The following is a 24,528-nucleotide window of genomic DNA, read 5'->3' as shown; positions in this document are numbered from 1 at the left end:
ATGCGTGCGATTAAACTATGTCTTACTGCATTCGGCCCTTATTTGGAAAACCAGGCAGTAGACTTTCGCGAACTGGGAAACGAGTCTATTTTTTTAATAACAGGCCCAACAGGTGCTGGAAAGACAACGATTTTTGATGCGATTTGCTACGCATTATACGGCCGGGCAAGTGGTTCTGACCGTGACCAGGATTCACTGCGCAGTCATTTTGCCAAAATGGCTGAACCAACCGAAGTACAATTCCGTTTTTCCCTGAAGCAAAAAGTCTATGAAGTTATTCGAAGTCCAAAGCAGCCTCGTAAAAAAGATCGGGGAGACGGATACACGGAAGAACCAGCTAAAGCGGTACTTTATGAAATTGTTGACGGAAACAGTGTATTAATTACATCCCGAATAAAAGAAGTCAATGAAACACTGGAGGAAAGACTAGGCTTTGATTATGAGCAATTCCGAAAAATGGTGTTAATCCCACAAGGTGAATTTCGTAAATTAATCTCGGAAAATAGCAAAGAACGTGAAGTGATTCTGCAAAAGATTTTCCGAACTTATTTTTATGAGAGAATGACCGATGCGTTAAAAGCAGAAGCAAAATCCCTAAAGGAAAAAATTAGTGAGTTAGACCGGATGATGGAACAGGAAATAACGAAAATCAGCTGGCAGTATGAACAAATTGAGGAAGCAGACTCCATGGAAGTAGTTACGGAGAAAATCCAGGCGGAAATCGCCTATACGAAGAAACAGCTTGACGAGCTGGCACGAAAAAAAGCACTACAGCAAGAAGCGTTGAAACAGGCCCAGCAAAAACTGCACGAAGGAAAGTCACTGGAAGAAAAATATGTGGAACAGGAAAAACTGAAGAAAGAACAAGCAGCATTACAGGAACGTTTACCAGGTATCATAAAGCAAAAAGAGCGACTGAATTTGGCAAAAGCAGCACAGGAAATTATTCCGTTTGAAAATCAAAGCAATGCCCGTAAAAAGGAATGGCAGGAGCAAAAAGAAAAATTAGCAAAACAGCAGGCAAAAATAAATCAGCTGGAAAAAGAATTTACGGAAACTGAGGTAGCCTACAAAGAAGCAGCTGATCGGGAACCAGAACGAGAGAAACTGAAAGAATCAGTCAAACAGGCCAAAGTTCAATTAGAACAGGTAACGAGTTTCTTGACATTGCAAAGGGAAGCACAGCAAATAAATGCGGCCAAGGACAAGTACAAAGCACAACGTGATAGAGTCGAAACGAAGATAAAGCAGCTGGAAAACGAGATTGAAAAAATAGAAATAAAGTTAAATGATGAACAGGAAATGACGAAAACATTTTATCTGAAGCGGGAAGAGCTTGAGAAGGGAAAAGAAAAAGTCAATCAACTGGAAAGCTTGTTTACTGAAAATAATAGACTGGTAGAATTACGGAAAAACTATCAAGTGATGCAGCGAGAACTCGATAAGCGAAAGTCTCGTCTCGAACAATTGCGGGATCGGTGCAATTGTAAGGAAGAAGAGCAGAAAAAGCAATATGCTACGTTAATGGCACATCATCTAGAGGATGGGAAGGCGTGCCCTGTCTGCGGATCATTGGAACATCCTGAAAAAGCTCGTGCACATGAAACAGCAGTAAGTGAAAATGAACTGGAACAGCTCAAATCAGAACTTCAGCAAAATGAACAGGAATACGTGGCTTTTCAAGAGAAGGTTTTAGTATGTAAATCAGAGGGACAAAGTCAACGCGCTCAAGTGCAAAAGCTTTTTGATTCATTAGGTAACGATTTGACAGAGCTTGAACAAAATACTATTCAGCATGCAATTAACAACTGGAGAAAAATTCTGTCAAATTTGCAAAATGATAAAGACAATCTAGCCAGACAGCTAACTATACTGGAAGCATTAAAAAAGCAGCGGATACAGTATAAAAATGACCAACAAAAATTTAAACAAACGTTTGATCAATTGTCAGAGACCTACCAAAGCACTGCAAATAAAGCGGTAAAGGTAGAGGCCAAACTGGAAGAATTGGCCAAGCAGTTACCGGAAACGATCAATGATGCTGCAAATTTTAGAAACCAAATAGAGCAAATGAAGGCTGTTTTAGAGCAGGAGTTATTACGTTGGGAAAAGATTCGCGAGCAGTATCAGCAGTCCCATGATCGTTTGCAAAAAGAAATAACCATTTTGGACCAACAGCAATTATTTACAAACAACACGAAGCAAAATTTTGACGAGCAATATAACGTATTTACCAATGCGGTATATAGGAATGGATTCTCCACTATAGAATCGTATCAGGAGGCAAAGCTTACTCCGGACGAACAACAGAAAATGGAAAATCAACTCACTGCTCATGAGACCAGGAGAGAACAGATACGCTATCGCCTTGATGAGTTGGCAAGGCAAATAAACGAACAGCCTAGACAAGACATTGAGACGTTAGAAGCGCAAGTTGATCGTAAACAGGCAGAATTCCAGCAAATAAGTGACAAGATGTACGCGCTTGAATTAAAACAACAAAACGACATACAAACGGAACAGAATGTAGCCAACCAATTTGATCAGCAAAAACAGTTGGCAAACGAATATTATTCAGTTGGAGAATTAGCCGAACTGGCAAATGGGAACAATCATTTAAAGCTTTCGTTCGAACGATATGTCCTTGCTTCCTTTTTGGATGAAATATTACTGCAGGCAAATGTTCGGCTTGACCGCATGACGGATCACCGTTACCAGCTAATGCGCAGCGGTCAAGTGGCAAAACGAGGTGCGCAAAGCGGGCTGGATTTGGAAGTGCTCGACCACCATACTGGCCAAAAGCGGTCTGTCAAAACACTGTCAGGAGGGGAAGGATTTAAAGCGGCACTATGTCTGGCATTAGGATTAGCGGATGTAGTACAGGCACATGCAGGTGGTGTGCAATTAGATACGTTATTTATCGATGAAGGATTTGGAACGCTGGATGAAATTTCCTTGCAACAGGCGATCGATTGTCTAAAAGATTTACAGGAGAGCAACCGATTACTCGGAATCATTTCCCATGTTCCACAGTTAAAAAGCGAGATTCACGCTAAATTGCTAATTACACCATCACATCAAGGTTCAAAACTAGCCTTTTCATTTGGGCAACATGAAATTAGCAAATCCATTGTGAAACTCTAGCATCATTGTTCGTTATTATTCGGCAAAAAACGATAGAAAAGCCCGAAAACCTGTTACATTTTGCGGTTTCCCGGGAAATACTAGCTTTCTTATTTCCGATCATATTTCAGAATTTCGTCAAATTTGGGAGCCCCGTAAAGGAAAGGGTTGGCTTATAATAAAGGTATAAGCTACGAAAGAGGGGATACCATGTTATCTGTTATTTTGTTGGGGATTATTTTACCAGGTGCCATTGGATCGATTATTGCATCTGAGGTCATTGGTTAGACTACTTCTGAAAGGTCTTTATTGATCCTAAAGAAAGTATAAAAATTTGAACTCTATTTAGTTCGCAGCAAAGTGTGCCACGTCCAGCTCCAGCGCCCAGCGGCTAGTGGACTTCCTTCACCTCCGTACGATAAGTCAACATCGGTTCGCTTCCAGCTCACCGTGTTTCCTTTATCTCCTACGGCTCAGTCCAGTCCATACGCCGCTAACCGGGCGCTTCCGCTTTTGTTTATAAAGACCTTTTCCTTTTTGCCTACACCCTTTACATATAGCTACGTACAATAATCTAGACAATGATAACGAAAAGAGGGATAAACATGGTATTCCCATTTCAGCGTCCAACCAACTTCCCGTCTGGCCAAATGCCAATGCGACCAGGTCCGATGCAGCGAATGCCTGGTAATCCAATGTTTCCAAGTCGGGGTATAAACGGTGCTCCGAGTGGCAATTTTATGCAAAACATGCTTGGCCGGTTTCTCCAACCACAAAACCTGCAGCAAGGAGGGGCTGCCCTGCCAACACAAGCTGGAGGTGGTCTTACCAACACCTTAAATAATGTACAGCAGGTATTAAAAATGGTCCAGTCAACAGCTCCAGTTGTCCAGCAGTATGGTCCGATGGTAAAAAATATCCCAGCGATGTTTCGCATGATGAAGGCACTTAAAGATACAGAGGATGAACCAGAAGAAAGTACCGAGGATCCGCCAAAAGAACAAGATACCAGTAGTAAAAAAGAAGATTCCGGCAATGATAAAAATGAAAAACAACAACCATCGACACAACCTAAAACGAATATGAAAGATGGCGAGTCCAAACCAATGTTGTTCATCTGATCTGTTCAAGTCACATAACTTGCTTTTTTCCCAAAAAGACGAAAAAATGGAAGCAAACATTGCAAAATGGAGGTTACAAAATGGCAGCTAATGAAGAAATTGCTACATTTGCTGGTGGATGCTTTTGGTGCATGGTAGAACCGTTTGATGAGCGACCAGGTATTATAAAAGTAGTGTCTGGTTATACAGGCGGGGAAACAGAAAATCCAACATATGAGGAAGTATGCTCCCACACAACTGGTCATGTAGAAGCAGTGCAAATTACATTTGACCCGGCAATTATGCCTTATCAGCAACTGGTTGAAACTTTTTGGCAGCAAATCGATCCAACCGATCCCGGTGGACAATTCAATGATCGGGGAGATTCCTATCAAACAGCGATTTTTTATCATAATGAAAAGCAAAAAGAAATCGCTGAGGACGCTAAGCAAAAGTTAGCAGATAGCGGGAAATTTAACAAGCCAATTGTCACAAAGATTCTTCCCGCTAAATCTTTTTATCCAGCCGAGGACGAGCATCAGAATTATTATAAAACCAATTCCTTTCACTATAAATTGTACAAAAAGGGGTCAGGAAGAGCTGATTTTATCGAAGAAAACTGGAAAAAATCGTATGATAAAAGTAAACTAAAAGAACAATTAACACCAATTCAATACAATGTTACCCAGGAAAATGGAACGGAAACACCATTTCAGAATGAATACTGGGATAATGAAAAAGAGGGAATATACGTCGATATCGTTTCTGGCAAGGTATTGTTTTCATCCAAGGACAAATTTGATGCGGGCTGTGGCTGGCCAAGCTTTACCAAACCCGTTGACAATTATCAGGTGAAAGAAAACACCGATACTTCACATGGTATGATCCGTACGGAAGTAAGAAGCAGGGAGGCAGATTCACATTTAGGACATGTTTTCAATGATGGTCCAAAAGAGCATGGAGGACTGCGTTACTGTATGAATTCTGCTGCCATGCGCTTTATTCCAAAAGAAAAAATGGCAGAGGAAGGCTACCAAAGCTATTTATATTTATTTGAGTGAAGTTAACGGTAATTTAATTATGTAAACTAAAAGTAACGGAGTGGAAAGAAATGATCCATTTAAATTGGGAAAACAGCGACACAATCAAACAAATTAAATGTGTCCATGCAGATGCAAAAAAATTTATCGTCCATAACAAATTAACACCTGGAAAAGTGTACGATGTAAAAAATGAAACCGATGAATTTTATTTTATTATTGATAACAGTGAGCGTATTGGCGGATATTTAAAAACGTATTTTACGGAGATCAAATAACAGGGAATAACCCTGTTATTTTTTTAAAAAGATGGTTAAAATATTTTTGAATAATCATGTAACTTTTTGTCAAGGATTGAGATAAAAACCTTTTCTATCTTTAGCATGAATGCTATAATTGATTTATATTTTTAATTATTCCATATTTTGTTTTTCACAAAGCTAAGCTGCAACATCATATGCCATACAAGGGACTGAATTGTATTGAAAAAAATATTTTTGGTTCGTCATTGTTCAGCTGTTGGGCAACATAAGGATTCGCCATTAACCAAGGAAGGGATAAGACAAGCTCGCCAGCTTTCAACCTTTTTTGCAAGACAAAACATTGAATTTGATAAAATTATTTCAAGTCCTTATTTACGTGCAATTGAGAGCATCAAACCATATGCAGAACAGATCAATTCCCGGATTGAAGTGAACGAAAACTTAAGGGAACGAATATTAAGTGAAGAACCAATTGATGATTGGCTGGATGTGTTGGAACAATCATTTATCGATCTTGACTTTGCTTTACCTGGCGGAGAATCAGGAAACGATTGTATACGCCGTGCTAATTCTGTTTTGGAAAGCCTCTATTCTAATAATGCGTTATCGAATATTATTATTGTCAGTCATGGAAACTTGATTACATTACTCTTAAAGTATTACGATAACACGTTTGGATTCGACCATTGGAAAAGGCTAAGGAATCCGGATGTGTTTGTTATAACCCTTGATAATGGTTTGAAAAAGATTGAATGTTTGTGGGATCTATAAGTAGAGACTTGCAAGCAGAATCGCCAGGCTCTCCTGATAGATAGCAGGAAATTGTTTAATCGGCAGCGGGTTAACCCCGCTCCCTAATTCAATTGTAAAACCAGGCCTTCCAAATTCCTGGATAAACCAGTCTTTAAAGCCTGCATAATTATCCAGGTTTTGAATTGCAGCATATCCGCTTACACGAGCAAATTCTTCCACCATAATCGCCGAAATAGACGGTTCAAAATTTTTAAACCCCCAATATATTTCCTTTCCCTGTGTATGAAAAGCAAGTACCCGTGAGAAATTTTCTGTTTTAGCTAAATCAGCCATTGCAATAGCTTCCGGTTCTGACAACGGCTGCTGTCCTGGATAGTCTCTCGGTCCAGGTGATTTCGTTTTTCGGTTCGCTTCTTTTTCCCATAATGCCGGATATTGTTTATTTAAATCGACTCCCCTAATATTTGCTTTCCAGTTTGAAAAGTCTTCCTCTGGATGATTTAGTATTTGTACTTCATCATGAAAAGAACCTGCTGCATCCAACCCATTTAACACAAGATTTACTCCATCCGGATTAACCATCGGCACAATGGATAAACTTGAATCAATGTACAGTGAAAGCAGATAGATTCCATTGATAGACTGATTATTTGTAAGCGATAACGCGTACTGATTCAAAAAATTCATGATAACGGCTGATGTTATCCATTCATTTGCATGGAATGATCCATTCACATGGACGTGCTTGTCTCCCATGCCAATTTGCAGCTCAATTAAATCTTTTCCCATTACTGATTGGCCAATTGATTGAGCGGTGATAAAGGGATAAACTTTGATGAGCTGATTAATCGCTTTTATCATTTCTTCATACGTATAATGATCAACATCCGTTACAATAAGATCATTTACCCGTTCCGGTATGAAAATTTGCTGCCCTGCTTGTATACTATAGTGGTTAACGAATGGATTTACGAGAGTCAGGGCATCCATTGGAATATTGTGGCGGATAGCAATCTTCCATAATGTATCCTCTTTATTTATGATGTATTCGCTTAAAATGTAACCTGGAATCTGAATGGTTTGTCCAGCATTTAGTTGCTTTGCATCTAGTTTCGGATTTGATTTTTCAATGAGTACGAACGGTATATCAAATAACTGGCTAAAATACCAAAGTGAATCTTTATTCCGAACGGTTACTTCCATTTTGCTTCCACTCCTCAAAAAACGGTTACTACACAATATGATTGCCTGAAGCAAAACATGAATTTTTTTACGTATACCTTGAAAGAAGCAAGGTTGTTAGGTAGTATATTAATATACAAATTTTAATTAAGATGATTTGTACATATATTCGGAACGAGTGAAGGGAGGGGACTTGCTTGGCTTTTGTCATTACATCACCTTGTAAAAATGAAAAATCAGGGGAGTGTGTAGAAGTATGCCCCGTTGATTGTATAGAAGAAGGTAAAGATATGTTTTATATTGACCCTGATATCTGTATTGACTGTGGAGCATGTGAAGCGGTATGTCCGGTTGAAGCAATATACATGGAGGATGAGGTACCAGAGGAAGAAAATGAATATATCGCGTTAAACCGGCAATTTTATGAAGACCGATAAGGAATAAAAGCCACTACTTTTATGTAGCGGCTTTTTTTAATAAAATGTTATCTAATCGTAAACCCATCAAAATCATTTGTGGCAGACTGAGACGTTTCTACCTGCAGGTCATCTACACGAATAAAGCGGTTAAAGCCGGATTTAAGTTTTGCCAGAAAACGATTGACATCTGTTTCCTTTCCGGCAATTTCCAATTCAACAGTACCGTCCGCTTTATTTTGTACCCAACCAACCAAATTATGCTCCAATGCCGCTTGGCGTGCCGCGTAACGGAATCCTACACCTTGTACACGTCCACTAACAATAATATGTGCTTGCAACCAAGACATCCCCTTAAATAATCTATTCCTATATGTTATTTTACCTTACAGTGAATGACCCCACCTTATCATCCTTTCGGAATGCTTGAAGGTAGGGCTTCCTGTTTCACAGACCATTGCATCTTAGGGGATTCCTAAGACGTCTTACATTGTCTCCACAGGCTTTGTTTAGACTGTTCGGACACAACCTTGCCCTACAGTTTTTCGTGTTCTCATTTAGTCGATGACTACCATCTGATCCAGCTGTTCCATTCCTTTACGCAATATATTAAGACTTGCATTGTGGTCACGATCCAGGATTGTTCCACATCCTTTACAAATATGCGTACGAATAGAAAGAGATTTCTTTACTCGTGTTCCGCATGTAGAACAATCCTGTGACGTGAATGCTGGATCGACTTTTAGCAAGATACTTCCATTTCGTTCACATTTATAGGAGAGCATGTTTCGAAACATGCCCCACCCTGCATCGGAAATGGATTTTGACAAACGTTTATTTTTTACCATATGACGGATTTCGAGATCCTCTACGGCAATGATCGAATAGTCTTTCGCCAAATGGTAGCTTAATTTATGTAAAAAATCTCTTCGCTGATTCGCTACCTTTTCATAAAACAAATGGACTTTGCTCACTTGTTTCGCATAATTTGCCGATCCGCGTTTCATTTTAGAAAGTTTTGCCTGCGCTCTTTTAAGTTTCTTTTCTGTTTTACGAATAAATGTAGGGTTTTCATAGCTTTTTCCATCGGACAGAACTGCGTATTTATGCAGACCTACATCAATACCAACTGCAAGATCACGATTGATTGGAGCCGGGTATGCTTGTCCTTCGACACTGAAAATAGCATACCAGCGACTGCCTTGTCGCTTGATGATGAGTTGTTTGATTGTGCCTTCCATTGGTCGATGTAAGTGAATAGGAATTTGCCCGAGCTTGGATAGTTGTAACTTGCCGTTTTCTGTAAAAGATGCTGCATAGCGATGATGTGTATTCGGTTTGAAGCCAAATTGTGGGAAGGTCATGCTGTTGTAATCCTTGTGTTTTTTTAGTTTAGGGTAGTTCGTTTCTTTTCGAAAGAATTTGGTAAATGCATGGTCTAGGCGGCGGAACACTTCTTGTAAGGCTTGTGATGGTATTTCTTTTAGGAATTCCCATTCTTGCTTGTCTTGTTTCAGTTGCTTTTGCATGTCAAAACGACTATACGATTCCTTCGATTGTCTGTATTTACGTTGTTTGTCGAGAAGTGCAGAGTTGTATGTTAGCCGACAATAGGAAAGCCAGGTCTCCAGTATTTCTATTTGTTCAGGTAAAGGGAAAATTTCATATTTTTGATTCAGTAACATGAATGCACCTCCCAACTCTATTATGGATCATGCGTTTGGGGTTTACAAGCATTTTACGAAAGCAAACCGAAATTCATCACCCCTTAGCCTTTAGGGATTGCCAGTAACAGGCTTGAAGAGGGAGACTTCTTTCGGAAGGCAGTCAAAAATTAAAACATAACAATCCAGAACATTTTCAAGGTATATTTGCTATTCAGGAGATAAAAAGTTTTCATTTTGGGCACACTCATAATAAAATCTAACACATGTTATGTCGAAAAAGTAATAACGTGATAGTTGTCACACTAATTTGACTATCTATTGTTATGCAATATTATCCATGTTATTCTTAAAGTTATCAATACTATGGTTTATTAGATTATTCTTATTGTTATTCTTTATCGGTAATGGTCGTTTTTTTACTATTATTAGTGAGGAGAGAAGGATTATGTCAGGTCCCGCATTAAAACATGTGGATAGTCATGCGGCTATTCATGAAGCTGCATTACACGAAGCAGCAGAGTTAACCGGAATACTTGATCATTTGATCAGGGATGAGCAATTTGATAAAGCACTTGAAGTCGCATTAGTCACACTTGAACACTGGGAAACCAGAACATTGCGCCATGCGGATTCCGAAGAGGAAGGGTTGTATAAAGAACTTGTCGAGACCACACCATCATTAAAGGAATCTATTATAGGGCTGACACGTGACCATGATCTGTTACGGCTCCTCGTAAAAGAAATCAAGGTTATGCTAGATGAAGGAATTATTAATGATACTATCGTTCAGCGATTCCAGGCATTAATATTAGTTGATCAGCTTCATAATCAGGCGGAGGAGAAAATTTTACCCAATCACTAATTAGCCACCGGTTAAACATCACATTTTTGGAGGTGAGCTCGATGGAAACCGGGAATAAAAGTCAGGTGAAAGAACGGTCGTTGCGCATCGTATTCCCTGGACTATATCACCATATCGTTTCCAAATTGGAAGATATGCACATTCAACCATACGATATTCAAGCAACACTGCGAGAAGGTGATGCAGGATATCATATTATTTTACGTTTTGGTGAAGGATTTTCACATGCATTGTCGCAACACTTTACCGTGGACGATATAAATCAATTAAATACAGGTATTACCGATTTTATTAAAGATAGCGCTGAGAAAATTAAAGAAGCGATGATTGCTGATTATTTTAAAATGATGAAAATGTAAACGAATTGTTCATAAACACAAAAAGAGCTGCAGAGCAAAAGGATGTTTCCTTTGCGCAAGCCCATACAGAAAGGAAGAACGAGGATGTTTTCGTTTGAAGAGGATGCAAATTTTGTTCAGGATCGCGAAGATTTAATTGCCGTACTCCGAATGCGGTTTGGTAATCTTCCGGCAGGGGTTATAGATGGAATCTATAAAATCAATGATATGAACACACTGGAGCGATTGATATTAGTTGCAGCTAATGCCCCTGAGCTGAAAATTTTTCTTGAGGAAATGAAGGAAGGCACAGGCTCATTTAAAATTTTAGGTGAACGCTTTAATCCGATGAATTCACTAAATAAAGAGGGTGGTTTGGTTGAAAAAAACAAAAAATAAGCTGCTTGACTCGTTAATGCATATAAAACAAGGAGAGCGAATTAATAAGGAATGGACGGAAGAAAGCCCGCGCCCGCGTGCCTGGGAAGATATGTATCGCAGACGCTGGCAGCATGATAAAGTTGTTCGGTCTACACACGGTGTCAACTGTACGGGCTCGTGCAGCTGGAAGATTTATGTAAAGGACGGAATTATTACATCAGAAACCCAGCAAACAGACTACCCGAGCACTGGTGATGATTTTCCAGAGTACGAACCACGCGGATGTCCTAGAGGCGCCAGTTTTTCCTGGTATACATACAGTCCAATTAGAGTGAAATACCCGTATATCCGCAGCGATTTGTATGAGCTTTGGAAACAGGAACGAGAGAACGGGCGTGATCCCGTAGAGGCTTGGGAAATTATCGTAAGCGACCCGGACAAACGGGCACAATACGTCAATGCACGTGGTAAGGGTGGTTTTGTCCGGGCTACATGGCGGGAAATGTGCGAGATTATAGCTAGCTCCTCGATACATACGATTAAAAATTATGGTCCGGATCGGATTGCCGGATTCAGCCCGATCCCGGCGATGTCAATGGTAAGCTATGCTGCTGGCACCCGTTTTCTGTCCTTAATCGGTGGTACCATTTTGAGCTTTTATGATTGGTATGCAGACTTGCCGCCAGCATCCCCTCAGGTTTGGGGGGAGCAAACCGATGTTCCGGAAAGCGCGGATTGGTACAACTCCAAGTACTTTATCATTTGGGGAACAAACTTGCCACAAACCCGTACCCCTGATGCCCACTTTATGGTTGAGGCCAGATACAATGGGACAAAGGTTGTTGGTGTAAGTCCAGATTACGCAGAATACGAAAAATTCGCCGATATTTGGCTACCGGCAAAAGCGGGTACGGACGGTGCGCTGGCAATGGCAATGACCCATGTCATTTTAAAAGAATTTTACGTGAATAAGGACACACCATATTTTACTTCCTACGTAAAGAAATACACGGACCTGCCATTTTTAGTAACCATCGATGAAAAAGATGGCGAATATCGTAGTGGACGATTCCTAAGAGCGTCTGATCTCAATGATAGCCATGATCTTGCTGAATGGAAGACCGTTGTCTGGGATACAACAACGAAACAATGGGAAGTCCCGAATGGTAGTCAAGGATTCCGCTGGGACAAAGGCAGCAAGTGGAATCTGAAGTTAAAACGGGAAGATGGAACATGGATTGACCCTGCTTTAAGTTTTATTGATCAATCGGATGAAACCGTATTGGTGAACTTTCCATATTTTGCGGAAGAAACCGGGAATGTTGTTGAACGAGGTGTTCCGGTTAAACATTTTCAAGATAAAAACGGAAATACAATAAAGGTAACAACTGTCTATGATTTAATGATGGCGCATACCGGGGTAAATCGTAATTTGCCTGGTGACTATCCGTCCGATTATGACGATCTGAAGCCATATACACCTGCGTGGCAAGAGAGTATTACCGGTGTCCACAAAAATCATGTTATTAAGGTTGCGAAAGAGTTTGCTGATAATGCTGAACGAACAAAAGGAAAATCAATGATTGCGATGGGCGGTGGTACAAATCACTGGTACCACAGTGATCAAATTTACCGGGCTATCCTTAATCTCGTACTGTTAACTGGTTCACAGGGGGTGAATGGCGGGGGCTGGGCTCATTATGTTGGTCAGGAAAAAGTGCGCCCGCAGGAAGGATGGCAGCAGGTTGCATTTGCAAATGACTGGCAAAAACCGCAGCGGCTGCAAAATGCTACATCCTATTTTTATTTTCATACGGATCAATATCGCTATGAAACAAAGCTGAACCAGGAGGGAGCACCATGGAAAAGTAAATATAATGTGATGCATCCCGCTGATATGAACGCACTTGCTGCACGACTTGGCTGGTTGCCTTCATATCCGCAATTCACACAGAATTCAATTGACATCGTAAAAGATAGCCGGGAAAGAGGGGCCGAAACAGAGCAGGAAATTATTGACGATGTTGTGAAACAACTTAAGGGTGATAAGCTCGAATGGGCAATCGAAAACCCTGATCATCCCCATAATTTCCCAAGGGTCTTCTTTAATTGGCGCTCTAATTTGCTAGGCGATAGTGGAAAGGGACACGAATTTTTTGTCAAGCATCTCGTGGGTGGCGATAATCAGGTTTTAGCTGAACCGGAAAATTCCTGGCAGCCTTCTGATGTAAAGACATATGGTGATGAAGTGCCAACCGGAAAAGCAGACCTATTAGTAAGCGTTGATTTCCGGATGACCAGTTCTGGATTATTTTCCGACATTGTCCTGCCAACTGCAACCTGGTATGAAAAATTTGATATAAGCAGTACAGATATGCACCCATTTATTCATCCGTTTAATGCAGCAATTAATCCGCCGTGGGAGGCAAAGAGTGATTGGAATACATTCCGTGAAATCAGTAAGGTGTTCTCAGAGCTTGCTGAAAAACATCTGCCAGCTACAGAGGATTTAGTTATATCACCATTGGCACATGATTCAGAAGGAGAGGTAGCACAAGTCTTTGGCAAAATCAAAGACTGGCGGAAAGGTGAAGTAGAAGCAATCCCGGGGAAAACAATACCGAGCATGAAAATTGTTAAGCGGGATTATCCTAATATTTATCAAAAATGGTCGACAATTGGAGAAGAAATTAAAAAGGGATACGGCGGAAAAGGGGTAAAGATTCCTGGTGAAGATGTTTATCAAGAACTAGGATCAAGGCTTGGGAAGTCCAAACGGGATGGCATTGGGAAAGGCCACCCGGACTTATATACAGATAAACAGGCAATTAATGCCATCCTGTTAATGTCCGGTGCAAGCAATGGAAAACGTGCCGTTGCTGGTTGGAAATCATTAGAGGCCAAGACTGGACAAAAACTTGAGGAAATTTCCAAAGCACGTGAAGAAGAAGACTATACACTGGATGCCTTAACAGCTCAGCCGCGAACTGCGATTTCAACACCGGTTTGGAGCGGCATGGAGAAGGATAATCGACGCTATTCGCCGTTTACCGTAAATACCGAATACAATATTCCTTGGCGTACACTTACTGGACGACAAAGCTTTTACCTTGACCATGAAATGATGCTTGATTTCGGCGAAGGACTGCCTTTATATTTGCCGCCATTACACTATGGCCCGTTTCTTAAAAATGAAAAAGGCGTAGAAGAGGATGGACAATCCTTAACGGTAAGGTATCTAACCCCTCACCAAAAATGGGGTATTCACACGATGTTTACCGATACCACCAACATGTCGACCTTATTCAGAGGCTGGCAGGTACTCTGGATGAATGAAGAGGACGCAAAATCAATCGGCATTAAAGATAACGATTTTGTCGAGGTATATAACCGTAATGGAGCTATTGCAGCAAGAGCTGTACTGACATATCGAATCCCAAGGGGCATGATTTATATGTATCATGCACAGGATCGTACGTTAGGTGTACCGGCGACATCGATAAACAAAAAACGTGGTGGAACCCACAATAGTGTAACTCGTGTCACTTTGAAACCAACCCATATGATTGGCGGCTATTCCCAGCTAAGTTATGGCTTTAATTACTATGGTCCGACCGGACATCAACGGGATACGATTGCTGTAATCAGAAAACTGAAGGAGGTTGATTGGCTTGAGAATTAAGTCGCAAGTTGCGATGGTGATGCACTTGGATAAATGTATCGGTTGTCATACCTGCTCTGTAACGTGTAAAAACACCTGGACAAACCGCCCGGGTACGGAATATATGTGGTTTAATAACGTCGAAACCCGTCCAGGTCAAGGTTATCCGAAACGCTGGGAAGATTCCGATCATTATAAAGGCGGCTGGGTATTAAAAAATGGAAAACTGCAGCTCAAGGCAGGTGGACCGATTTCAAAACTGCTAAACATTTTTTACAACCCGGATCTGGCTAACATGGAAGATTATTATGAACCGTGGACATATGATTATCAAAACCTGATTGAAAGTCCGAAAAGAGAGAATCTGCCAGTTGGAAGACCTCAATCTATGATTACGGGAAAGTATATCGATAAACCAGAATGGGGACCTAATTGGGATGATGATTTAGCGGGAGGATCAGATGTTGTCTCGCAAGATCCATCTGTTGAAAAACTGCAGGAACATATCTCGATGGAATATGAGAAAACGTTTATGATGTATCTGCCAAGAATCTGTGAACACTGTCTGAACCCGCCATGTGTAGCTTCATGTCCATCAGGTGCACTATACAAACGCGATGAAGATGGCATTGTCCTTGTAGATCAGGAAGAATGCCGCGGCTGGCGTTTCTGTATGAGCGGATGTCCATATCATAAAGTTTATTACAACTGGAATACGCATAAAGCGGAAAAATGCAATTTTTGTTATCCGCGGACAGAAGCTGGTTTACCAACAATCTGTTCTGAAACATGTGTAGGCAAAATCCGCTATATCGGTGTCGTTTTATATGATGCTGATAAAGTAAAAGCAGCTGCATCGGTAGAGGATCCAAAGGACCTGTATGAAGCACAGCTTTCTGTCTTCCTTGATCCATTTGATCCGGAAGTAATCGAGGAAGCAAGAAAAGCTGGCATAAATGATGAGTGGATTGAAGGTGCACAAAATTCTCCGGTTTATAAAATGGCTATGAAGTGGAAAATCGCCCTGCCACTCCATCCAGAATACCGGACACTGCCAATGGTGTGGTATGTACCACCATTAAGCCCGATCATGAATCACATTACAAATGAGGATGAATTAAATACAGATGGCTATATTCCGGCTGTCGATCAAATGCGCATTCCCATGGAGTACTTAGCGTCCATTTTGTCAGCGGGTGACACAGATGTTATTCGAAAAGTTCTTCTCAAGTTGACAGCAATGCGGGTTCATATGCGTGGAAAAACGGTAGGCGGCATCGATGAATTCAGACAAACGAAATTGGTAAAAGAAGCAAATATAACACCTGAAGAAATTGAGGATATGGCACGTCTTCTAGGTGTTTCTAAATATAATGAACGGTTTGTTATTCCAACCGGCCGACGGGAAATGGACGACGATCTTTACTATAAACAAGGGGCATGCAGTATTGAAGATCTTGCACCACCTGAGGGAATGGTTACCTACCCATTTGGAAAAGGGGATTGATCAATGGAACAACAAGAACGTGCGCTTATAATGATTGCATCCCGGCTGTTAACGTATCCCGATGATAATTTTTCCACTCTGGCAGAAGATATTAAAGAGTGCATGGAGGAAAACATATCGTTAGCTGGATTGAGAGAAGAACTGGATATGGCTTTAAAACCGATATTTCATTATTCATTGCCAGAGCTGCAAAAGTTATATGTCACTACCTTCGATTTGAAAGCCAATCAGGGACTTTATTTAACTGCACATGAGTTGGGTGACAGTAATAAGCGGGGGGCAGCGTTAATAAAATTGCAAAAGGTCATCAATAAAGCAGGCTTTGAACGGGTGGATGATGAATTGGCCGATTACATGCCTATGTTGTTTGAATTCCTGGCGGCAGCACCAGACAACCAAGAAAATAAACGGCTAGTAAGAAGGCTTGCCGTGGCCATTCATAGAATCATGGGTCACTTGCCTGCCAGCAATCCCTATTACAATGTACTAGCAATTCTAATGGCATATATTTTCCCGGAACCAACGAAAGCGGAAATAGAAAAATTGGAATTTGAGCGGGAAGAGGCCGACCTTGAGGAATTGCCATATCCAATAATGTACAATTGACGAAGGAGAAGGTAGTATGAGTGATATTTTTTGGTGGGTTGTATATCCGTATATCTGTTTGACCATCATGATATTTGGAAGTTTGTACCGTTTTGCTTTTCGACAATTAACCTGGGCTGCACCATCGACTGAATTCTTTGAAAAGAAATGGCTAAAGTGGGGATCCCCTCTTTTTCACTACGGGATTCTCCTCGCCTTTATCGGTCATATAATGGGAATTATTATCCCGCTGAGGTTTTATAATATGATTGGTGTATCCAATCATCTGTACCACCTTGGTGCCGTTTATGGTGGTTCAATCGCGGGGATTATGCTAGTTGCTGGTTTGATCATTTTGCTTATCAGAAAAGTGGTTTTTGATCCAGTCCGGGTTCATGCAACTTTTGCTGACTTTTATTCTGTAATAGCTTTACTGATTATTTCAGGTATAGGATTGTATATAACTTTATTTCTGAATGTAACACCTGAGGAATTTGATTACCGATCAGCAATTGGTCCCTGGTTTCGTAGTTTATTTACACTTAGTCCTGATTACCTGCTTATGACTGGAATACCAGTTTTGTTTAAAGTTCATACCTTATTGGCTTTTGGGCTATTCGCATCCATACCGTTCACAAGGTTAGTGCATTTTTACAGTCTGCCGGCAACCTATCCCGGCCGGGCACCACAGCAATACCGGTCACGTGCAAGATATCAGAGCGGGCGTCAAGCTGATTAATCATTAAATAGAATGAGAAGGGGGTTTCCTGGTTCTCTATTTAGCGTTGTTCACAAAATCTCCTTTTTTAATCGCTTGCAGAAGTCAAGTTCTCCTACAAATTCATGATACAATATTGTTGTAAAATCGAATTAGGGGGTATATTTCATGGCTACTGGACCTTCACTGCGAAAACTTGAATCGCATCATTCCATCCATGAAGGAGCTCTTGTTGAAGCAAGGGATCTGACATTGCTTGTAGAACGATTAGCGAGGGACGAAAAAGTCAATGATTGCTTAAAAGCGGCCAAGACGCTTGTAGAACACTGGGAAACAAGGGTTATCGCTCACGCAGATGCAGAAGAGGATGGGTTTTATCAGGAGATACTCGAAGGAAACCCGAAAATGGCAAAAGAAATTCACATGCTGACACGGGATCATGACTTAATACGAATGATTACAGCTACCATAAAAAAGCAATTAGCCGAAAGAAAAGTTACAAAAGAAGTTATTGATCAATTTCAATCCTTATTAATCATCAATAAAATCCATAGTAATAGTGAAGAGGATATGCTGCTAACTTAATAACGTATATACGCAACAGACGGTTCAAAATTCATGGAACTGTCTGTTGCTTTTTGGATATTTCGCGACAAAAAGGTAAAACTAAATCCAACAATGTATTTTAAAGGAGCGAAACGAGATGGCTGAACAGATCAAGATGCCGCAATACCCCGAACCATATTGGCGGGATTCGGTAAGCTTGCCAACATTTCCTAAGTTGGATGAATCGATTGATGCTGATGTAGGGATCGTTGGCGGGGGGATCGTAGGAATAACTGCAGCATATCTATTATCAAAGCAAAATCTTAAAGTAGTATTGATTGATGCAGGGGTAATATTAAATGGAACAACCGGTCATACAACAGCAAAAATCACTGCACAGCACGGGCTTATCTACAATGAACTTATTGAACACTTCGGTAAAAACAAAGCTTCTTTGTATTATAAAGCATGTATGGAAGCGAAGCAATTGATCGAAGAAACAATAACCGAACATGATATCTCCTGCGATTTTAAAAAAGAAGATGCCTACGTTTTTACCAATGCCAAATCATATCTTCAACAGTTAGAGACCGAAAAAAAGGCATATGATCAGCTTGACATTCCTGGAGAACTGACGAATACCATTCCGTTAACTCTGCCAATTAAATCGGCGTTAATCATGAAGGACCAGGCACAATTTCATCCTTTGAAGTACTTAAAGGTATTGGTCGAGCAAGCGGTTAAAAACGGTGCAGAAATTTATGAAAATACAACTGCTGTTGATGTGGAATATACCAAACATCCAGCGATTATCACAAGGGATGAACACCGAATTAAATGCCGTTATGTGATAGAAGCGTCACACTATCCGTTTTATGATGGTCAAGGCTTTTATCCAACTCGGATGTACCCGGAAAGATCTTATATTATCGCTGTTAAAACACCAAAACAATTCCCTGGAGGTATGTACATTAACGCAGAGTCGCCAACACGATCCGTCCGGGGCGCAACGGTCAATGGCGAAGATTTATGGCTCATTGTTGGCGAAAATCATAAAACCGGCCAGGGAAAGTCAACAATGGATCATTATAAAGCTTTACAGGATTATGCCGAGACACATTTTGGGATATCCGAATTTGTCTATCGCTGGTCAGCACAAGATCTAACAACATTGGACAAGGTCCCGTACATCGGCCCAGTAACAGGTGCACAGCAATCTGTTTTTGTTGCTACAGGATTTCGTAAATGGGGCATGACCAATGGAACGATCGCCGCGAAAGTGATTAGTGATCAAATTATGCAAAAGGATAGCGCCTATGCAGATCTGTACACACCATCACGCTTTCAGGCTGACCCTGCCATTCGTGAATTTACCACTGCCAATGCTGATGTCGCCAAACATTTAATCAAAGGTAAGTTGGAATTTACCAATGACAATATCAAGGATCTGTCACCAGATGACGCAACAATCACCCGCGTCAATGGCCTGCGCACTGGTGTATATAAGGATAAGGACAATAAACTGTACGCTGTCGATACAACATGCAAGCATATGGGCTGTGAGGTACATTGGAATTCCGGCGACCGAACATGGGACTGCCCATGCCACGGGTCAAGATATACGTATACTGGCGAGGTTGTCGAAGGACCTGCAAAAGAACCGTTAAATAAAGTAGAGCTTTAAAACAAAAAGCAACCTTGCTGGTTGCTTTTTTTCCGTTATAATTAACCAAAATGATAACTCGAAATAAACGTTACAAAATCGTTTTCAAGCTGATGGTCATATTTATAAATCATATACATACTTGCTGCAGGTAATTCCATAAAAGGAACTGGGACTTCCAGCAATCGTCCCTCGATAATTTCACGATTAATGATGGATTTTGGTAAAAAACTGACACCAATTCCTTCCAATACAAACCGTTTTGTTATATGGGACTGATTCACCTTCATTAATTTATAGTATGTTACCGAGGTTTTCAATTGATCTTTTATGGAATCCCAATAAGCTGGATGGTTATCCGTAAAAATAATATTGTCTTCTAATAGTTTCTGCGCATCAATTATCGGCCCTGATTCGGCATCATAGCCGTCATGACTGCATACGAGACTAACGGGCTCTTCATGAAATTTAACGGAATTCACATTGGAAATACCGGGTAAACAGGATAGCCCGATATCAACATTGCCATGCTTAACCAAGTGAGAAATTTGCTCCGATTCCAGTACCTGAATCGATAATTCCACCTCAGGATATTGTTCCGTATATTTTCTAAGTATACTTGGCAAAATGGTATCGGCAAGCAAAGCAGAAATAGCAATCCTTATTGATTTATGAAATCCTTGCTGAAATCTGTTTACAGTTTTCATGCTTCTATCAAATTGCCCGATTATTTCTTTTGCTTCTGGATAAAACAATCTCCCAAGCTCTGTTAACGCAACATGCCTTCCATTTTTGACAAATAATTTATCCCCAAGTTCTTTCTCCAACTGCCTAATCTGAAATGTTACTGCTGGTTGCGTGATAAAAAGTTTTTCAGCAACCACTCGGAAATTTTCATATTGAGCAGCTAAAATGAACGTTTCCAGTATCCGTGTACCATCATTACACCCCATTAATAAAATATATTTATTATTATACAAAAAAAGATTAAATTTTAATAATTATACAGACGGTTTATACTCAAAGTAAGAAAAGGGAAGGGGAGTAACCAATGTTTCAGCCAGGATTAAAAGGAGTAACTGCGATCGAAACTGTATTAAGTCAAATTGATGGTGAGAAAGGAAGCTTGGTTTATCGCGGAATACCAATAGAAAAAATAGTTAAACAGTATTCTTTTGAAGAAACCGCTTTCTATTTATTAAAGGGAACATTTCCGGATCGATATACACTTGCCACATTCCAGGATAATTTAAAAACAAATCGGAAACTGCCCGCTTATGTAAAACAAATTATTGATCTGTTGCCAAAAGAACAGGCAATGATGGATGTATTACGGACTACAATTTCTTCACTAACACGTAATGAAACCGCTAATTTGGACAACGCAATTCATTTAATTGCAATCATACCAACAATTATTGCATACCGCTATAGGAAGTCAGCGGGAATGTCGGAAATCGAACCGAGCATGGATCTTGACCACGTGGAAAATTTCTTGTATATGCTGACAGGTTCCGTGAACAAGAATCAGGCAAAATTACTTGAATCCTACCTGATCATGACAATGGAGCATGGATTGAATGCCTCAACATTCGCGGCAAGAGTTACCATTTCAACGCAAAGTGATATCATTTCCGCAGTAACATCCGCAATCGGTACAATGAAAGGACCATTGCATGGTGGAGCACCATCAGGGGTGATCAATTTATTGGAGGAAATTAAGACAAAGGATCGAATAAGTGAAATCATTCACAAAAAGCTTGATAATAAAGAACGGATTATGGGTTTTGGCCATCGTGTATACAAAACTACCGATCCACGTGCAGAAGGTTTAAAAGCAAAAATCTTGGAGTTGGATGAATTGCCAGATTGGGTTGATTTAGCGCTGGAAACGGAAAAGGAAACAATTAACATCCTGAAAGAATATAAACCGGATCAGCGACTATATACAAATGTAGAATATTATGCAGCAGCCATTATGAAATCATTGGACATTGATCCAGCATTATTCACAGCTATATTCAGCGCAAGCCGAATTGTTGGCTGGTGTACACATGCAATGGAACAAGCAAGCAACAACACAATTTTCCGTCCAGGTGCGAAGTACATTGGCAAATAGCTTACCCCATATCCCTAAGGTCAGAGTTTTAAGATTTAACTTGTAGTTCGACTAAAGAGAGGATAGGAAGAATATAATCTTTTGTTCCGCAAACACTATAAAAAGGATGATTTGCAGGAGGGAAAGATATACATGACCACTATTTTTGAAACTGTAAAAGACTTTTTCCAAGTGAATTTGGATAATGAGCCAAAAAACCCGTTACATGTTGGAGAGGTTATGAGTTGTTGGCTTTATTTAACGGTAATGGATGAAGCAATCGTTTATATTCAGATCGGACTAAATACAACAACAGATGACCAAGTTATCAAAACGTTAAAAGAAAGTTTAGATCAGTGCAGAGCTCAAGCGGAGAGATTTAAGAACTTTATGAAAAAGGAAGGTGTTCATTTACCTCCAGCGAGTGAACAACGTCCAGATTCTGAACCAAATGGAGTTCCACTAGGAGTTAAACTTACGGATGATGAGCTTATGAATGGGTTAAGTATTAAGACGGTTTCTGCTATTACTATATGCGCTTCAGCGATAAATCAATGTATTAGAAGCGATGTAAGTGTTTTATTTACGCAATGTATGTTAGAGAAAATGAAATTTGGTTCAAGTTTAAAAGTTCTAATGCGGAAAAGAGGCTGGATAAAAGTTCCTCCATATTATTATCCCCCAGGATTACCAAAGCAGTAATAGGAAGAAGTTTGCACAAAGCACGCCAAAATTTCACGTTATTGAAAGGTAGCGTGAAATTTTTATTTTGTCTCATTATCATGAGTATACTTTGGTATTGAGATAAGGAAATTGTTTTCTTTTACAACTACCTATAATATATATTATGTAAACTCAAGAAAAATGTTAAATCATAGGCGCCAAGTCTTTTTCCGAAAATGGCGCCCAATATTGAAAGATTAAACCAGTATTCTTAAAATATACTTTATAGGCAACCCGCCATTAGGTCTTTAACTAATTTCACTTACTTATTGGTCAATATTAAGCACCTTCAATCATATCCCGCCTACTATAACCAAGGAAACCTATTACCATCAAAACGATGCTAATCACCGTTATTGTAAAGAAAATTGGAGCATCAAAATCCTCCATCGGCATTTGCGGAATCCAACTTTGAATTGCTGTTTTGGAAAACCATTCTGGTAATTCCAATATACCGCCAAAGTAGTTTAGTACAAAGGAGTAGCCAAGATAAACATAAACAACTTTACCTAGTTTCGGTGCCCAACCCAAGGCTAAAGAAGCAAGACCAGTAAAGAATAATACGGATGGTAAGAAGTTGTAGCCAGCAGCAAGAAAATCCAATATATCCATCGCTGTTCTATCCCCCATAGCTGTGATAGCTGTACCACCAAGACTACCTGCTGCTAATAAGATTCCAACTAAACCTGCAAAAATCGCTAACCCAATACTGGTCCAATAAAATTCGCTGCGGGTCACTTTAGTAGCATAAAGCTGACTTAAGTGTAAGCGGCTTTCTTCAGAGAACAGTTTATTGACAAGGGCAATTGGTAAAATCGAAACCAAACCAATCATGACCATCATAATCGTGCCAGTGAATGATTCTTCAATGGAAACGCCTGAATGAGAAAACATTTGTTTCATCATTTCGTTACTTTCCAGGAAGGTCTGCATGTCTCCATAAATCGAACCATAGGCAGCCCCCATAATAACAAAAGCAATCAACCAACCAATCATCACGCCTTTGTTAATCTTGATAAATAAACCGCGGACAGACAACAAGGATTTCTTTGCTCTCCCTCGACCTTCTCTTTCAGGAAGATAGCCAGCACCCATATCGCGAGCCCCTTCAAGGGTAAAAGCAATAATCACCACGATTATACTGAAAATCAAGGCAAAAATTAGTAGAGCCCAGTTATTTTCCGTAAAGGGATAGGTTAAATACGCCCAACCCAGTGGATTGATCATGGATAAGTCAACATTGGAGACATCTGTTCCCGCACGAATAATATAAAGTAATCCTATAATCCCAAGTGCTGAACCTGTTGCACCAGATGAGGTTGACATAACTTGCGCCATAACCAGAGCAATCCCAGCACCGATAACCCCAGCCATTCCGACTGATGCCCCAAATAAAAAGGAACCTTCAGCAGAAATAGTATCGGCACCGAAACTCGTCATTACTCCACCAATAAAAAGTGCTAATATGACATTAATAAAAATTGTCTCTATAATTGTGGCAAGAGCGTTTGCTTGACGGCCTACTTGAAATGAGCGCACAAGCTCAGTAAGACCAAGATCCTCTTCTTTACGGGTATGACTTACCACGTGTAAAACAGCTATTATCATCGCAAATAAACCACAGAATAGTAACATTTCATGCGCATACATTGCCCCTAAAGTATAATCACTTGCTGTTTCAACTGGTGTAGAGCCCACCATGGATATCATAGCAGGGTTTTGCAAGGTTTCATACATTCCCAGCAACCCTCGTCCTTTTGCTATTTCTTCAAATGCTGGAACAAACGCAGCTGAAAACAAGCCAAGTCCTAAAACCCAAACAATAATTTTTTTCCAATCACGTTTTAGATATTGTAGAAACAGTGTATCCCAACGCGCAAATTTTTCCTTCATCTAATTTCA

The 24,528-nt window shown here is 40.2% G+C and carries 22 protein-coding genes; 17 read left to right on the top strand and 5 right to left on the bottom strand.

The window, feature by feature from the left end; translation table 11 throughout:
- From CZ382_RS06540 to CZ382_RS06520, 5 genes are all read left to right on the top strand, one after another.
- Positions 1–3,144, top strand: a complete 3,144-nt coding sequence (locus CZ382_RS06540) for an SbcC/MukB-like Walker B domain-containing protein (RefSeq protein WP_088050401.1) — start codon at positions 1–3, stop codon at positions 3,142–3,144.
- Positions 3,145–3,728: 584 nt separating this feature from the next.
- Positions 3,729–4,244 carry a VrrA/YqfQ family protein gene (gene vrrA, locus CZ382_RS06535; RefSeq protein ID WP_159457770.1) on the top strand — a complete coding sequence of 172 codons (516 nt, stop codon included), beginning with the start codon at positions 3,729–3,731 and terminating at the stop codon, positions 4,242–4,244.
- A gap of 80 nt (positions 4,245–4,324) precedes the next feature.
- On the top strand, positions 4,325–5,284 hold the full coding sequence (msrB, locus tag CZ382_RS06530; RefSeq protein WP_088050399.1) for a peptide-methionine (R)-S-oxide reductase MsrB: 960 nt from the start codon (positions 4,325–4,327) through the stop codon (positions 5,282–5,284).
- A gap of 50 nt (positions 5,285–5,334) precedes the next feature.
- Positions 5,335–5,541 (top strand): DUF6501 family protein, encoded by a 207-nt coding sequence (locus tag CZ382_RS06525; RefSeq protein WP_088050398.1) that lies wholly within the window; start codon positions 5,335–5,337, stop codon positions 5,539–5,541.
- A gap of 204 nt (positions 5,542–5,745) precedes the next feature.
- Complete coding sequence (locus tag CZ382_RS06520; RefSeq protein WP_088050397.1) at positions 5,746–6,297, top strand: histidine phosphatase family protein; 552 nt, start codon at positions 5,746–5,748, stop codon at positions 6,295–6,297.
- On the opposite strand, the gene CZ382_RS06515 is transcribed toward CZ382_RS06520, so the two are convergent.
- On the bottom strand, positions 6,292–7,482 hold the full coding sequence (locus CZ382_RS06515; RefSeq protein ID WP_088050396.1) for a M14 family metallopeptidase: 1,191 nt from the start codon (positions 7,480–7,482) through the stop codon (positions 6,292–6,294). The two genes, CZ382_RS06520 and CZ382_RS06515, sit on opposite strands and share 6 nt — an antisense overlap.
- Before the next feature lie 176 nt (positions 7,483–7,658).
- On the opposite strand from CZ382_RS06515, the gene CZ382_RS06510 reads away from it, so the two are divergent.
- Positions 7,659–7,898, top strand: coding sequence for a DUF362 domain-containing protein (locus CZ382_RS06510; protein WP_088050395.1), 240 nt, complete (start codon positions 7,659–7,661; stop codon positions 7,896–7,898).
- Between the two features lie 47 nt (positions 7,899–7,945).
- On the opposite strand, the gene CZ382_RS06505 is transcribed toward CZ382_RS06510, so the two are convergent.
- Both CZ382_RS06505 and CZ382_RS06500 read right to left on the bottom strand, forming a co-directional pair.
- Positions 7,946–8,227: an acylphosphatase gene (locus CZ382_RS06505; RefSeq protein WP_088050394.1), complete on the bottom strand. Its 282-nt coding sequence runs from the start codon at positions 8,225–8,227 to the stop codon at positions 7,946–7,948.
- A 207-nt stretch (positions 8,228–8,434) separates the two neighbouring features.
- A complete protein-coding gene (locus CZ382_RS06500) occupies positions 8,435–9,562 on the bottom strand; it encodes an RNA-guided endonuclease InsQ/TnpB family protein (protein ID WP_088050393.1) in 1,128 nt (375 codons plus the stop codon).
- A 427-nt stretch (positions 9,563–9,989) separates the two neighbouring features.
- On the opposite strand from CZ382_RS06500, the gene CZ382_RS06495 reads away from it, so the two are divergent.
- From CZ382_RS06495 to CZ382_RS06455, 9 genes are all read left to right on the top strand, one after another.
- The gene (locus CZ382_RS06495; protein ID WP_088050392.1) at positions 9,990–10,406 is read left to right on the top strand and encodes a hemerythrin domain-containing protein; all 417 of its coding nucleotides are present in this window, start codon (positions 9,990–9,992) and stop codon (positions 10,404–10,406) included.
- Between the two features lie 41 nt (positions 10,407–10,447).
- A complete protein-coding gene (locus CZ382_RS06490) occupies positions 10,448–10,765 on the top strand; it encodes a hypothetical protein (protein WP_088050391.1) in 318 nt (105 codons plus the stop codon).
- Positions 10,766–10,849: 84 nt separating this feature from the next.
- Positions 10,850–11,143 carry a hypothetical protein gene (locus CZ382_RS06485; protein ID WP_088050390.1) on the top strand — a complete coding sequence of 98 codons (294 nt, stop codon included), beginning with the start codon at positions 10,850–10,852 and terminating at the stop codon, positions 11,141–11,143.
- On the top strand, positions 11,124–14,807 hold the full coding sequence (locus tag CZ382_RS06480) for a nitrate reductase subunit alpha (RefSeq protein ID WP_088050389.1): 3,684 nt from the start codon (positions 11,124–11,126) through the stop codon (positions 14,805–14,807). Before CZ382_RS06485 ends, CZ382_RS06480 begins: the two co-directional genes overlap by 20 nt.
- Positions 14,797–16,293, top strand: coding sequence for a nitrate reductase subunit beta (narH, locus tag CZ382_RS06475; RefSeq protein WP_088050388.1), 1,497 nt, complete (start codon positions 14,797–14,799; stop codon positions 16,291–16,293). Before CZ382_RS06480 ends, narH begins: the two co-directional genes overlap by 11 nt.
- Before the next feature lie 3 nt (positions 16,294–16,296).
- Positions 16,297–16,899, top strand: coding sequence for a nitrate reductase molybdenum cofactor assembly chaperone (gene narJ, locus CZ382_RS06470; RefSeq protein ID WP_088050387.1), 603 nt, complete (start codon positions 16,297–16,299; stop codon positions 16,897–16,899).
- A gap of 16 nt (positions 16,900–16,915) precedes the next feature.
- On the top strand, positions 16,916–17,617 hold the full coding sequence (gene narI / locus CZ382_RS06465) for a respiratory nitrate reductase subunit gamma (protein WP_088050386.1): 702 nt from the start codon (positions 16,916–16,918) through the stop codon (positions 17,615–17,617).
- A gap of 147 nt (positions 17,618–17,764) precedes the next feature.
- Positions 17,765–18,181 carry a hypothetical protein gene (locus CZ382_RS06460; protein WP_088050385.1) on the top strand — a complete coding sequence of 139 codons (417 nt, stop codon included), beginning with the start codon at positions 17,765–17,767 and terminating at the stop codon, positions 18,179–18,181.
- 118 nt (positions 18,182–18,299) lie between these two features.
- Positions 18,300–19,826 carry an FAD-dependent oxidoreductase gene (locus CZ382_RS06455; RefSeq protein WP_088050384.1) on the top strand — a complete coding sequence of 509 codons (1,527 nt, stop codon included), beginning with the start codon at positions 18,300–18,302 and terminating at the stop codon, positions 19,824–19,826.
- Between the two features lie 41 nt (positions 19,827–19,867).
- Here the strand turns inward: CZ382_RS06455 and CZ382_RS06450 are convergent, their stop codons facing one another.
- Positions 19,868–20,785: a LysR family transcriptional regulator gene (locus CZ382_RS06450; RefSeq protein WP_088050383.1), complete on the bottom strand. Its 918-nt coding sequence runs from the start codon at positions 20,783–20,785 to the stop codon at positions 19,868–19,870.
- A gap of 71 nt (positions 20,786–20,856) precedes the next feature.
- Between CZ382_RS06450 and CZ382_RS06445 the strand changes: the two genes are divergently transcribed.
- Together CZ382_RS06445 and CZ382_RS06440 are read left to right on the top strand one after the other, a co-directional pair.
- Complete coding sequence (locus CZ382_RS06445) at positions 20,857–21,924, top strand: citrate synthase/methylcitrate synthase (RefSeq protein ID WP_088050382.1); 1,068 nt, start codon at positions 20,857–20,859, stop codon at positions 21,922–21,924.
- Positions 21,925–22,056: 132 nt separating this feature from the next.
- The gene (locus CZ382_RS06440; protein WP_088050381.1) at positions 22,057–22,605 is read left to right on the top strand and encodes a DUF3231 family protein; all 549 of its coding nucleotides are present in this window, start codon (positions 22,057–22,059) and stop codon (positions 22,603–22,605) included.
- Positions 22,606–22,905: 300 nt separating this feature from the next.
- On the opposite strand, the gene CZ382_RS06435 is transcribed toward CZ382_RS06440, so the two are convergent.
- The gene (locus CZ382_RS06435) at positions 22,906–24,519 is read right to left on the bottom strand and encodes an ABC transporter permease (RefSeq protein ID WP_088050380.1); all 1,614 of its coding nucleotides are present in this window, start codon (positions 24,517–24,519) and stop codon (positions 22,906–22,908) included.
- Between the last annotated feature and the right edge of the window lie 9 nt (positions 24,520–24,528).

The organism is Virgibacillus dakarensis (genome assembly GCF_900155625.1).
Lineage (GTDB): Bacteria > Bacillota > Bacilli > Bacillales > Amphibacillaceae > Lentibacillus_C > Lentibacillus_C populi.
Note: the sequence above shows the minus strand (reverse complement) of the source record. Positions and strands in the feature narration are given on the sequence as shown.